This window comes from Sphingobium sp. B1D7B (assembly GCF_025961965.1).
Classification (GTDB): domain Bacteria; phylum Pseudomonadota; class Alphaproteobacteria; order Sphingomonadales; family Sphingomonadaceae; genus Sphingobium.
On the sequence record NZ_JAOQOR010000001.1, the window covers coordinates 3,430,853 to 3,443,312 of the forward strand.

Annotated in this window: 15 protein-coding genes; 5 read left to right on the forward strand and 10 right to left on the reverse strand. The window is 65.3% G+C overall.

What is annotated here, in order from left to right; genetic code table 11:
- Positions 1-29 precede the first annotated feature (29 nt).
- Both ccmA and M2336_RS16040 read left to right on the forward strand, forming a co-directional pair.
- Positions 30-644: a heme ABC exporter ATP-binding protein CcmA gene (gene ccmA, locus M2336_RS16035; protein WP_264573252.1), complete on the forward strand. Its 615-nt coding sequence runs from the start codon at positions 30-32 to the stop codon at positions 642-644.
- Positions 641-1,282, forward strand: a complete 642-nt coding sequence (locus tag M2336_RS16040; RefSeq protein ID WP_264573253.1) for a heme exporter protein CcmB — start codon at positions 641-643, stop codon at positions 1,280-1,282. Before ccmA ends, M2336_RS16040 begins: the two co-directional genes overlap by 4 nt.
- Before the next feature lie 192 nt (positions 1,283-1,474).
- On the opposite strand, the gene M2336_RS16045 is transcribed toward M2336_RS16040, so the two are convergent.
- The 10 genes from M2336_RS16045 to coxB all read right to left on the reverse strand — a co-directional run bounded on the left by M2336_RS16045 (position 1,475) and on the right by coxB (position 10,531).
- Entirely contained in the window at positions 1,475-2,368 is an 894-nt protein-coding gene (locus M2336_RS16045; protein WP_264573254.1) for a class I SAM-dependent methyltransferase, read from the reverse strand.
- Between the two features lie 136 nt (positions 2,369-2,504).
- The gene (thrC, locus tag M2336_RS16050; protein WP_264573255.1) at positions 2,505-3,908 is read right to left on the reverse strand and encodes a threonine synthase; all 1,404 of its coding nucleotides are present in this window, start codon (positions 3,906-3,908) and stop codon (positions 2,505-2,507) included.
- Between the two features lie 44 nt (positions 3,909-3,952).
- Positions 3,953-4,591, reverse strand: coding sequence for an SURF1 family protein (locus M2336_RS16055; RefSeq protein ID WP_264573256.1), 639 nt, complete (start codon positions 4,589-4,591; stop codon positions 3,953-3,955).
- Positions 4,588-5,016 (reverse strand): DUF983 domain-containing protein, encoded by a 429-nt coding sequence (locus tag M2336_RS16060; RefSeq protein ID WP_264573257.1) that lies wholly within the window; start codon positions 5,014-5,016, stop codon positions 4,588-4,590. The genes M2336_RS16055 and M2336_RS16060 overlap by 4 nt, the downstream gene beginning before the upstream one ends.
- A gap of 136 nt (positions 5,017-5,152) precedes the next feature.
- Entirely contained in the window at positions 5,153-5,983 is an 831-nt protein-coding gene (locus M2336_RS16065; protein WP_181560186.1) for a cytochrome c oxidase subunit 3, read from the reverse strand.
- Positions 5,984-6,036: 53 nt separating this feature from the next.
- On the reverse strand, positions 6,037-6,612 hold the full coding sequence (locus M2336_RS16070; protein WP_264573258.1) for a cytochrome c oxidase assembly protein: 576 nt from the start codon (positions 6,610-6,612) through the stop codon (positions 6,037-6,039).
- An 11-nt stretch (positions 6,613-6,623) separates the two neighbouring features.
- Entirely contained in the window at positions 6,624-6,746 is a 123-nt protein-coding gene (locus tag M2336_RS16075) for a hypothetical protein (RefSeq protein ID WP_264570860.1), read from the reverse strand.
- Positions 6,743-7,672, reverse strand: coding sequence for a heme o synthase (locus tag M2336_RS16080; RefSeq protein ID WP_264573259.1), 930 nt, complete (start codon positions 7,670-7,672; stop codon positions 6,743-6,745). The genes M2336_RS16075 and M2336_RS16080 overlap by 4 nt, the downstream gene beginning before the upstream one ends.
- A gap of 157 nt (positions 7,673-7,829) precedes the next feature.
- Positions 7,830-9,500 (reverse strand): cytochrome c oxidase subunit I, encoded by a 1,671-nt coding sequence (gene ctaD / locus M2336_RS16085; protein ID WP_181560188.1) that lies wholly within the window; start codon positions 9,498-9,500, stop codon positions 7,830-7,832.
- Positions 9,501-9,511: 11 nt separating this feature from the next.
- Positions 9,512-10,531, reverse strand: a complete 1,020-nt coding sequence (gene coxB / locus M2336_RS16090; RefSeq protein ID WP_181560189.1) for a cytochrome c oxidase subunit II — start codon at positions 10,529-10,531, stop codon at positions 9,512-9,514.
- Between the two features lie 189 nt (positions 10,532-10,720).
- Between coxB and pyrE the strand changes: the two genes are divergently transcribed.
- Genes pyrE through acpS form a run of 3 tightly spaced genes read left to right on the forward strand, consistent with a single transcriptional unit; the run spans position 10,721 to position 12,452 of the window.
- Positions 10,721-11,299 (forward strand): orotate phosphoribosyltransferase, encoded by a 579-nt coding sequence (pyrE, locus tag M2336_RS16095; protein WP_264573260.1) that lies wholly within the window; start codon positions 10,721-10,723, stop codon positions 11,297-11,299.
- Entirely contained in the window at positions 11,296-12,054 is a 759-nt protein-coding gene (locus M2336_RS16100) for a pyridoxine 5'-phosphate synthase (RefSeq protein ID WP_264593201.1), read from the forward strand. Before pyrE ends, M2336_RS16100 begins: the two co-directional genes overlap by 4 nt.
- On the forward strand, positions 12,051-12,452 hold the full coding sequence (acpS, locus tag M2336_RS16105; RefSeq protein WP_264573262.1) for a holo-ACP synthase: 402 nt from the start codon (positions 12,051-12,053) through the stop codon (positions 12,450-12,452). Before M2336_RS16100 ends, acpS begins: the two co-directional genes overlap by 4 nt.
- Positions 12,453-12,460 lie beyond the last annotated feature (8 nt).

A 12,460-nucleotide genomic window follows, 5' to 3' on the forward strand; every position in this document is an offset into this window, starting at 1 on the left:
TCGGCCACGCGCGCATGGACCGTCAAGCCATGAGCGGCGCAGCGCTCCGGCTGGAGGATGTCGCCTGCCTGCGCGGGGGACGGCTGCTGTTCGCCGGCGTCAATCTCAGCTTGGCGGCAGGCGGCAGCGCACAGATCGCGGGGCCGAACGGCATCGGCAAATCGAGCCTGCTGCGCATCATTGCCGGGCTTCTGCGGCCCTTTGCGGGGACGGTGACCTGCGAGGGCGCGGTGGCGCTGACCGACGAGCTCGATGCGCTGGACCGTGACCGCACGGTGCACGATGCCCTCGCCTTCTGGGCCAAGGTGGACGAAGCGCCGTCCGCGCGCATCGACGCCGCGCTCGATGACCTCGCCATTGCACATCTGCGCGATATTCCGGTGCGGATGCTCTCGACTGGCCAGCGCAAGCGCGCCGCGCTGGCGCGCACGCTGATCACCGCGGCGCCGATCTGGCTGCTGGATGAGCCGGCGAACGGCCTCGACGTCGCCTCTGCCGCGCAGCTCGGCACCCTGGTCGACGAGCACCGTGCGCGCGGCGGCATTGTGCTCGCAGCCTCGCATATGCCCCTCGCCTGGACGCAGGACGCGGTGATCAACCTTCATGCGCCGGCCCCGGCTGCGGGCGAGGAGCGCGACGCATGATCGGCCCGATCATCCTGCGCGACCTTGGCCGGGCGTGGCGGAGCGGTGGCATCTGGCTGCCGCTGGCCTTTCTGCTGCTGATTGCGGCGCTGTTTCCTTTCGCGGTCGGCCCCAATGCCACGCTGCTCAGCCAGACCGGCGGAGGACTGCTGTGGGTCGCCGCGCTGCTGGCCAGCCTGCTGCCCATTGACCGGCTGATCGAGCCGGACCGCGACAGCGGCGTGATCGACCAGCTCGTGCTGCGCGGCGTGGGGGAAGGCACGATCCTGTTTGCCAAGGGCGTCGCGCATTGGCTGAGCTTTGGCCCGCCGCTTCTGATCGCCGCGCTGCCGGCCGGGGCCCTGCTCAAGCTGGAGCCGGAGATGCTGCGGCTGGTGATGATCGGTCTGGCGCTTGGCACGCCCGGCCTTGCCGCGCTCGCCCTGCTGGTGGCAGCGCTCACCGCCGGCCTGCGGGGCAGCGGCGCGCTGACCGGCCTGCTGGTGCTGCCGCTGGCGGTGCCGATCCTGATCTTCGGTGCCGGGGCCCTGCAATTTGGCAGCGACAGCGCGCTCAAGCTGGTCGCGGCCTGCTCGCTGTTACTGTGGGTGGTGGCGCCCGTCGCGGGCGGTGCGGCGCTAAGGGCGGGACGGGATTAGGTAGGGCTGGATTGAGGGGCGCCGCATACCAGGCCTTCCCTCTTCCCCGTTCGTGTCGAGCGAAGTCGAGACACCAAGCTCAGCGCTGGACGTGTCTCGACTTCGCTCGACACGAACGGAAAGGTAGGCGGGTTTACGCAGGCGCTTGCGGTGCGCTGACTCTACGAGCGAACCCCTCCCCCCGAAAGCCCCTCAGTCCCGCGTCCAGCGCGCCCAGATTGCGGTGGGGAGCAACAGCCCCCGCGCCTCTTCCCGCACGGCCAGCTCGCCGCATTCGATCCGTCCTGGCAGATCGCCCAGATGCGCGCGGAGCAGTTCACCGATTGCCAGGGCGGACATGCGCACGGCGTAGACCGTGAGGAACAGGAAGCGGCTCTCGCCATCCAGCAAGCGGCGGCAATCGGCGATCAGGCCGGGCAGGTCTTCCTCAAGCCGCCAGATCTCGCCATCCGGCCCTCGGCCATATTTGGGCGGATCGAGCAGGATGCCATGATAGCGCCGCTCGCGCCGCACCTCGCGTGCCACGAATTTGGCGGCATCGTCGATGATCCAGCGGACGGGATTGCTCTCCATGCCGGAGAGTGCCGCATTGGCACGCGCCTGCGCGACCGATTTCTTGGAGGCATCGACATGCACGCACTGCGCCCCGGTCGCGGAAAGGGCCAGCGTGGCAACGCCGGTATAGCCGAACAGGTTGAGGAAATGGGGCGCGTCGACTCCGTGCAGCCGCTCGCGTGCCCATTGCCAGACCGGGGCCATGTCGGGGAAGAAGCCGAGATGCCGGAAGGGCGTGCAGCTTGCCTGAAAGCGCGCTTCCTCCCAGCGCAGCGGCCAGCCATCGCGCGGCATCGGCTTGTCGAAATGCCAGCGCCCGCCGCCATCCTCGTCCGAGGCGGGGATGAAGCTGCCATGCGCGTCCCAGTCAGCCTGCGCCGGCTGCCACATCGCCTGCGGCTCCGGGCGGATGAAGCGATAGGGGCCATAGCGCTCCAGCTTGCGACCGGCGCCGCTATCGATGAGACCATAATCGCCCCAGGGCTCGCCGACCATTGTGGCGAGTGGGAGGGGGGAGGGCGTGACTGACATCTAGCCCCTCCCCTTCAGGGGAGGGGTTGGGGTGGGGCTTGCTACAGATGAGCCTAATCGCTGCGCGAGCGCTGCTCCGCATCGCCCCCACCCCCGAACCCCTCCCCTGAAGGGGAGGGGCGAGCGATCATCGGTCTTACCCACGGCGCGGTGTGGCGCGTTCCGCGATATATTCGGTTACTGCCTCGAACGTGCCGGGCAGCGTCACATAGCGCTCCTCGCGCCCGAACAGATCGCCCACGCGTGACGGCAGCGAGGGGCGCACACCCGTTGCGCGTTCCACGGCATCGCGGAACTTGGCGGGATGCGCCGTCGCAAGCGTCACCACCGGCACGGACGGATCCAGCGGCACGGCATGGGCCGCCGCAAGGCCGACTGCGCTGTGCGGGTCGATGACCTGAGAGGCCGCATCATAAGCCCAGCGCATCGCCCGCGACATGTCGTCGCCATCGACGCGCGCGGACGAGAAGAGCTTGGACGCCCCGTCGCGCTGCGCGTTCGTCAGGCGCATGGCCTTTGTCGCCTCAAAGCCCTTCATCTGCTCGGCCAGCGCCAGCCCATCGCGCCCACCGAGATCGAACAGCAGCCGCTCGAAATTCGAGGAGACCTGAATGTCCATGCTGGGCGTGGCCGTCGGCACGACGCCTTCCTGGCTGTAGTCGCCCTGCGAGAGCGCCCGGTGCAGAATGTCGTTCACATTGGTGGCCACGATCAGCCGCTCGATGGGAAGTCCCATGCGCGCTGCGACATAGCCGGCGAACACATCGCCGAAATTGCCGGTCGGCACGGAAAAGGCGACCTGCCGATGCGGCGCGCCGAGGCGCACGCCGACATAGATATAATAGACCACCTGCGCCACGAGTCGCGCCCAGTTGATACTGTTCACCGCCGACAGATCGAAGCGGCCGGCGAACTCGGCATCGTTGAACATGCGCTTCACCAGCGCCTGCGCATCGTCGAAGCTGCCCTCGATGGCGATGTTGTGGACATTCGGCGCCAGCACCGTCGTCATCTGCCGGCGCTGCACGTCGGACACGCGATCTGCGGGATGGAGCATGAAGATGTCGATCTTGGCACGGCCCGCGACGGCATCGATCGCAGCTGAGCCGGTGTCGCCGGACGTGGCACCCACGATGGTCAGATGCGTGTCGCGCCGGCTGAGGAACTTCTCGAACAGCAAGCCGAGCATCTGCAGCGCGACGTCCTTGAACGCCAGTGTCGGCCCGTGGAACAGCTCAAGCAGCCAGTGTTGATGATCGAGCTGCACCAGCGGCGTCACCGCGGCGTGAGAGAAGCGGCCATAAGCCTGCGTGCACAACTCGCGCAGTTCGTCTTCGCTCAGGCAATCGCCCACGAACGGGCGAATGACGCGAACGGCAGTCTCGACATAGGAGAGGCCGCGCATGGCCTCCAACTCGTCGGCGGAAAAGCTGGGCCAATGCTCGGGCAGATACAGCCCGCCATCGCTCGCCAGCCCTGCCAGCGTTGCGCCCTCGAAATCCAGCGCAGCCGCGCGCCCCCTGGTGCTCACATATTGCATGACCGGCCCTTAGCCTTGTGGCTGCCGTAGCGCAACGGAGTGGATCAACCCTCGCGCGCTTCGCCCCGCCAGCGCTTGCGCAGGGCGAGCGCATAAATCACCAGCGCGATCGTGGCGAACAGGAACCACTGCACCGCGTAGGACCGGTGATTATTGGGCACGGATGAGGGATCGGGCCGCGCGGAGGCGAGCAGCCCGGGCGCCGGCTCGTCCGCAACGATCATCAGCCGCAAGGGCGATGCCTTGCCCTGCACCCGAGCCATCAGCGAGGAATTGTCCGGCTCATGGGTGGCTGTGCCAGTCACCGGGCCGCCCTGCCAGTCGGTCTTGCCATCCGGCCGCACGCTCACGCCCATGTCCACCACAAGTCCCGGCCCTTCGGCACCGGTCGCGCAATATGCGATGTGCCGCCATCCGGTCTCGCCGCTGCGCGCCCGACCGCCGATCACCTGCCAGTCGACCACGCGCAGACACTGGGCCGCGAGACGGCGAAACATGTAGCTTTGATCGGTTGGGTTCTGCCGGGGATAGGCGGTGAGCGGCAGATGCAGATTCGCGCGCCAGGCATCCAGCGCGGCCTCCTTCTGCTGGGCGCGACCGATCTGCCAGATGCCCAGCGCGATCATCACGGCGACGGCGAGTCCAACCAGCACGGTCGGCACCAGCGGCACGCGGCGGCTCATGGCGCGCCCTCGCCCGGCTGACGCGCATCGGCAATGCGCCCCTCGCGCGCCTTGTTGCGATATTCGATGATCAGCAGTGCTGCCTTGGACAGGCGCAAACAGCCGATGACCAGCGCGGTGGTGAGCGGCACCCAGAGCAGGATATGCACCCAGAATGGCGGATCGGCGGCCAGTTGGACCATCAGAGCCAGCGCCGTGACCAGCCCGCCGACGATCAGAATGAGGAAGGCCGCAGGGCCATCCCCGACATTGAACGCGGCCAAATCCAGCCCGCAGGCCCGGCAGCGCGGCGCGAATCGTACCCAGCCATCGAACAGCGGCCCGACGCCGCAGCGCGGGCAGCGGGCCTTGACGCTCGCCTTGACCAGATAAGCCGGTGTGACAGCGGCTGCCTTTGGCGCCTCTGCGGGCTTAGTCTCGCTCATCCAACCTGTCCTTCGCAATGCCGCGTGCCGGAAACGAAGCGACGCGCGGAAGGGCTTTCCGCGCGTCGCCTTTGCTATCGATAGATGAGGAGCAAGCATGGGCCTTGGCGCCGCACATGCCGTGCTCCCCGGCCGATCAGCCCGCGTGCATCGGAGCTCCCCAGCCGCCCCACACATAGATCGAGACGAACAGGAACAGCCACACCACGTCGACGAAGTGCCAGTACCAGGCCGCCGCCTCGAACCCGAAGTGCTGGCGCGGCGTGAAGTGACCCTTATAGGCCCGCACTTGGCAGACGATCAGGAAGATCGTGCCGACCAGAACGTGGAAGCCGTGGAAGCCGGTCGCCATGTAGAAGGCCGAGCCATAAGGCGTTGTGCCGAAGGCGAAGGGCGCGTGGGCATATTCATAGGCCTGCACGCAGGTGAAGACGATGCCGAGGATGATCGTGAGCCACAGGCCCTTCTTCAGGCCGTCCCGGTCGCCATGGATGATCGCATGGTGCGCCCAGGTAATGGTGGTGCCCGAGCAGAGCAGGATCAGCGTGTTGAGGAGCGGCAGCTCGAAGGGATTGAGGACCTCAATGCCCTCGGACGGGAACAGGCCGTCAATCGGCGGCAGGGCCGTCGGGAAGAGGCTGAAATCGAAGAACGCCCAGAACCAGCCCACGAAGAACATGACTTCCGAGGCAATGAACAGGATCATGCCATAGCGCAGGTGAAGCTGCACGACAGGGGTGTGATCGCCGGCATGCGCCTCGCGAATGACGTCCGCCCACCAGAAGAACATGGTGGCGAGTACGCCGGCCAGACCGAGGAAGAAGCCCGCGCCGCCCCAGCTGCCCATTTCAGAGGGGTGCATCCAGGCAACGGCGCCCAGCGCCATCACCAGGGCCGACATCGAGCCCATCAACGGCCAGAAACTGGCGGGGAGAATGTGATAATCGTGATTCTTGGCGCCGGCCATATCGTATTCCCTGTATCTAAGCGCTTTATCCGAGCGCTCGTTTGCGCGCTTCTTTAGCTCTGGTCGTCCGGCTTCTCAACCGGATAGAATGTGTAACTCAGCGTGATTTCCTGGACGTCCTTGCCGTCAGAATCATCAAGGAACGCCTTGTCGACGTAGAACAGCACGGGCATCCGCACCTGCTGCCCCGGCTGCAAGGTCTGCTCCGTAAAGCAGAAGCACTGCACCTTGCTGAAATATTTGCCGACATATTCGGGCGTGACGTTGAACACGGCCCGCCCGGTGACCGGCTTATTCGAGGTGTTCTTGGCGATGAAGATCGCCATCGACTTGCCGCCGACGCCCACGGTCACGCGGCGCTTCTCGGGGTAGAATTCCCACGGAATGCCGCCGCCGATATTCGAGTCGAACCGAATCGACAGCTGCCGGCCCTGCGTCTGCAGCGAGACCGCCTTGGCGGCCTCTGCGGCGTCGACGCGCTGAGTGGTCCCGCCGAAGCCGGTAACCTGACAGAATAGGCGGTAGAGCGGGACCGCCGCAAAGCCGAGGCCGAGCATCGCCACCGCCACCAGCGCAGCCAGCAGGGCTGTCTTGCGGTTACTCACGCGCTTTCCAGCAATCGTCGTCATCGCGCCGCTCCTCAGGCCATTTTCGCGATGGTGATCGCGAAGAAAAGCACGACCAATGCGGCGAGGATCCACGCCATGATCCGCGCCCGCGCCCGCTGGCGTTCCTGAATGAGTTTCTGGTCTTCAGGGGTCATACCGCAAACACCCAATGGTCGACGACAACCGCGCCGAAGAGCAGGAAAAGATAGAGAACCGAATATTTGAACAGCCGCCGCTCCGGCTTCATTTGGGCGGGATTGCTCTCCCGGCGCAGCGAGACCTGCAGGGCCATGGCCGCGAACACCGCCGTCGCCAGCAAAGCGGTCACGCCGTAGATCGGGCCGGTCAGCCGCAGGACCACCGGCGCCAGCGCGGCGACGCCCATGATGCTGGTATAGCCCAGTATCTGGCGGCGGGTGGTCACCTCCCCGGCCACTACCGGCAGCATCGGGATGCCCGCATTGGCGTAATCCATCCGCACGAACAGCGCGAGCGACCAGAAGTGCGGCGGGGTCCAGAAGAAGATCAGCATGAACAAAGCGATGGGCAGCAGCGCCACATCGCCCGTCACCGCCGCCCAGCCGATCAATGGCGGAAAGGCACCGGCCGCACCACCGATCACGATATTCTGCGCCGTGCGTGGCTTGAGCCAGATGGTGTAGATGAACACATAGAAGAGGATCGACGTCGCCAGGATGCCGGCGGCGAGCCAGTTGGTCGCAAAGCCCATCAGCAACACAGAAAAGGCAGCGAGGCCGACGCCGAAATGCAGCGCCGTTTCCCGGCTCATCCGGCCGGCAGGCAGCGGACGACCTGCGGTGCGCTTCATCTTCGCGTCGCGGTCGACTTCATACCATTGATTGAGCGCACCTGCCGCACCAGCGCCGAGGGCGATGCAGAGAATAGCGGTAAAGGCGAGCACCGGAGACAGGCTGCCGGGTGCGACCAGCAATCCGCACAGGCCGGTGAATACGACGAGCGTCAGCACGCGCGGCTTGGTCAGCGCGAGCAGATCGCGCCAGTCCGCGGGGAGCGGAACCGTCGACCCGCCAAGCGGAGACTGTTGTGGCGCGGTGCCCATGATCGATGCCTTGCTCGCCAAAACCTCTGACCTTGCGTTCAGTTCAACTCGTCAGTTCATATCGCAAGCGGGAGCGCTTGCGCGCCCCCGATCGCCATCTTGTCTGTTCAAGCCGCCACCCTGAAGACGGCGGCTCGCGGGTGAAACCCGCTGTCGATCAATCGATGACCGGCAGAGTTTCGAACTGGTGGTACGGCGGCGGGCTGGACAGCGTCCATTCCAGCGTCGTGGCACCCTCACCCCACGGATTGGCAGCGGCCTTCTTGCCAGCCAGCAGGGAGATGAAGACGTTCACGAAGAAGATCAGAACGCCCACGCCCATTATCGCATAACCGAACGAGGCGATGCCGTTCCAATAGGCCAGCGCATCGGTGTAGTCCGGCACGCGGCGCTGCATGCCACTCATGCCCAGGAAGTGCATCGGGAAGAACATGATGTTCACGCCGATGAAGAACACCCAGAAGTGGAGCTGGCCCAGGAACTCGTTGTACATCTTCCCGAACATCTTCGGGAACCAGTAGTAGAAGCCTGCGAACAGCGAGAACACGGCGCCGAGCGAGAGCACATAGTGGAAGTGCGCAACCACATAATAGGTGTCGTGCAGGTTATCGTCGATGCCGCCATTGGCGAGCACCACGCCGGTCACGCCACCAACGGTGAACATGAAGATGAAGCCAAGCGACCAGACCATGGGGGTCTTGAAGCTCATCGAGCCGCCCCACATCGTGGCGATCCACGAGAAGATCTTCACGCCCGTCGGCACCGCGATGACCATGGTGGCGGCCGTGAAGTACATCTTCATGTTCACGGTCATGCCGGTGGTGAACATGTGGTGCGCCCACACGATGAAGCCGACGACGCCGATGGCGACCATGGCATAGGCCATGCCGAGATAACCGAAAACGGGCTTGCGGCTGAAGGTGGACACGATCTGGCTGACGATGCCGAAGCCCGGCAGAATCATGATGTACACTTCGGGGTGGCCGAAGAACCAGAACAGGTGCTGATAGAGAACCGGGTCGCCACCGCCGGCGGCGTCATAGAAGACGGTGCCGAAGTTACGATCGGTCAGGAGCATGGTGATGGCCGCAGCCAGCACGGGCAGTGCGAGCAGCAGCAGGAAGGCAGTGACCAGCACCGACCACACGAACAGCGGCATCTTGTGGATGGTCATCCCCGGTGCGCGCATGTTGAAGATGGTGGTGATGAAGTTGATCGCGCCCAGAATGGAGCTGGCGCCCGCGATGTGCAGCGAGAGAATCGCCATGTCGACCGCCGGACCAGGGCTGCCGCTGGTGGACAGCGGGGCATAGACGGTCCAGCCGGTGCCCGCGCCATTGCCGGTGCCGCCGGGCACGAAGGCCGAGCCGAGCAGGAGCAGGAAGGCAGGGATGAGCAGCCAGAAGCTGATATTGTTCATCCGCGGGAAGGCCATGTCCGGCGCGCCGATCATGATCGGAACGAACCAGTTACCGAAGCCGCCGATGATCGCCGGCATCACCATGAAGAACACCATGATGAGGCCGTGGGCCGTGATCAGCACGTTCCAGAGGTGATAGGCCTGATCGATCGTCGCATCGGGACCGTCCGCGAAGGTGGCCCAATGCTGGAGATACTGAATACCCGGCTCAGCCAGCTCGAGACGCATGAGGCCCGAGATGGCGCCGCCGATGACGCCGGCCATGATCGCGAAGATCAGGTAAAGCGTGCCGATGTCCTTGTGGTTCGTCGACATGAACCAGCGGACGAAGAAGCCCGGCTTGTGATCGGCATCATGATCGCCATGGGCGTGCGCCCCGTGGAAATCGTCTGCGGTTGTGGTGCTCATCTTGGAAGTCCTCAGGATGCAGTCGCGGGCGCCGCAGCGGGCGTCTCGGCGTTGGCGGGAGCAGGAGCGGCGGCGGGTGCTTCGGCGGCAGCGGCAGGCGCGGCTGCGTCACCCGGCATCTGGCCACCCTGTGAGCGGACCCACTGTGCGAACCGCTCGGGGCTCACCGCTTCGATCGAGATCGGCATGAAGCCATGGCGTGCACCGCACAGCTCCGAGCAGACGCCGTAATAGACGCCTTCCTTCTCGATGGTGAAGGTCTTCTCGTTGAGACGACCCGGCACAGCATCTTCCTTCACCCAGAACGCGGGAATCGAGAAGGAGTGGATCACGTCAGCCGCAGTGATGATCGCCTTGATGGGCACGCCGACCGGCAGGACGACGCGATTGTCGACGCCCAGCAGGCGGGGTTCGCCACGCTTGAGCGCTTCTTCGGGCGGCAGCATGTTGGAGACGTATTCGCCGATGCCGAGATCGGGATACTCATAACCCCAGTACCACTGATAGCCGGTCACCTTGAGGGTGATGGCGTTGGCGGGGGCCGGCTTGAACTGCTTGGCCAGCAGGTCGATCGACGGAATGGCGATACCGATGAGGATCAGCACCGGCGCCAGCGTCCAGACGATCTCGATCGCCGTGTTGTGCGAGGTGCGCGAGGGCACCGGGTTGGCGGCGCGACGATAACGCACCACGACCCAGAGCAGCAGCCCCAGCACGAACAGCGAGATAACCGTGATGACCGGCAGCAGAATCACATTGTGCATCCACAGCGCATAATTGCCTGTGGAGGTCACCTGCTTCTGGAAGGTCGTCTCGCCCACGGCAGGCTGACCGATGCCTTCGACCGGCGCGGCATGATCGAACGCCGGCGCGGCGGGAGCTGCGGGCGCAGCGGCGGCGGCCGGTGCGGCTTCCGCAGTCGACGCCGCGGGCGCAGCAGCCTGTTCTGCCTGCCCGAAAGCGGAAGATGGCGCGAGCGTGCTCAGTCCGAGCGCGATCGCCACCATGAAGCCATTGATTCTTCTAGTCATGCGGTCGACCTGCCTTCAATTTCAGGCCGCTAGCGAAAGACATCGACTGCGGCCCCCCTCATTGATCTTGCGGCCCCTATACGCAGCCAGCCTCCCAGCCTCAAGCGCAGAAATTGCCCGAATGCCAGCCGTTGATTGTCAGCCCGTCCGCCGCTATCTGCGCCGCTCTATATAAGAGGTCGGGGAAACATGACAGAATCGGAAGTGCTCGCTGAATTTCGCGCCTGTGACGCGCTGCTCCAGGGGCATTTTCTGCTGTCCTCGGGCAAGCACAGCGCCAACTATCTGCAGTGCGCGCGCGTGCTGATGAATCCCGAGCGCGCCGGCCGCATCGCCGTTGCGATCGCCCAATCTATCCCGCGCGATATTCGCGCCGCCATCGACGTCGTTGTCTCCCCGGCGATGGGCGGCATCATCATCGGCCACGAAATGGGCCGGGCGCTGGGCTGCGATGCGCTGTTTCTCGAGCGGCCGCAGGGCACCTTCCTGTTCCGTCGCGGTTTCTCGCTGACGCCCGGCCAGAAGGTGCTGATGGTCGAGGACGTCGTGACGACCGGCCTCTCCTCCCGCCAGGCCATGGAAGCGGTGCGCGCGGAAGGCGGCGAGGTCATCGCCGAAGCCGCCGTGGTCGATCGCTCGGCCGGCGAGGCCAATCTCGGCGTGCCCTTCTTCCCGCTCGTGAGCCTCAACTTCCCCGTGTACGACGCTGACGATCTGCCGCCCGAACTGGCCGCGATCCCGGCCACCAAGCCGGGCAGCCGGGCATGACAGCAATGGCGGACCAAGGCGGCCGCCACCTGCGCCTGGGCGTCAACATCGATCATGTGGCGACCATCCGCAATGCGCGGGGCGCCTCCTACCCCGATCCGGTCCGCGCCGCCCTGCTCGCGCAGGAAGCCGGCGCTGATGGCATCACCGCACATTTGCGTGAAGATCGCCGGCACATCACGGACAAGGACATTGCGCGCCTGTCCGCCGAGCTGGAGATCCCGTTCAATTTCGAGATGGCGGCGACGCAGGAAATGCTGGAGATCGCGTTGCGCCACAAGCCGCACGCCGTCTGCCTCGTGCCAGAACGTCGCGAGGAGCGCACCACCGAGGGCGGGCTGGACGCGGCCGGGTTGCACAATCACCTCGCGCCCATGGTCGATCGGCTCGGCGAAGCGGGCTGCCGCGTCTCGCTGTTCATCGAGGCCGATCCGCGCCAGGTCGATGCGGCGCTGCGCCTCAAGGTGCCGGTGGTGGAACTGCACACGGGCAAATATTGCGAGGTCGAAGGCCCCGAGCAGGCTGCGGAACTTCGGCGCATCACCGAAATGGCGGCGCTGGCTGCCAAGAACGGCATCGAGCCCCATGCCGGCCATGGCCTGACTTACGAGAATGTCACGCCAATCGCAGCGATTCCGCAGGTCGCGGAACTCAACATCGGCCATTTCCTCATCGGCGAGGCGATCTTCTTGAGCCTGCGCGACAGCGTGGCGCAGATGCGCAAGCTGATGGACGAGGCGCGCGGCCAGGCATGATCGTCGGCCTGGGCTCTGATCTTTGCAATATCGAGCGAATCCAGGCTTCTCTGGACCGGTTCGGAGAGCGATTCGAGCAGCGGGTGTTCACCGACCATGAGATCGCCCGAGCCAATCGACGCCCGTTTACGAAGGCCGGCACATTGGCCAAGCGCTTCGCGGCCAAGGAGGCCTTCAGCAAGGCAGTCGGCACCGGATTCAAGGCCGGCGTCTTCATGAAGGACATTGGCGTCGTCAATCTGCCATCCGGCGCACCGACGCTTGCCCTCACGGGCGGCGCCAAAGCGCGACTGGATGCCTTGACCCCGCCCGGCGCCAGCCTATTTGTTCACCTGACATTGACCGACGATCATCCCTGGGCGCAGGCGTTCGTCATTCTGGAGGCGCGCTTTCCGTGACGGATGAG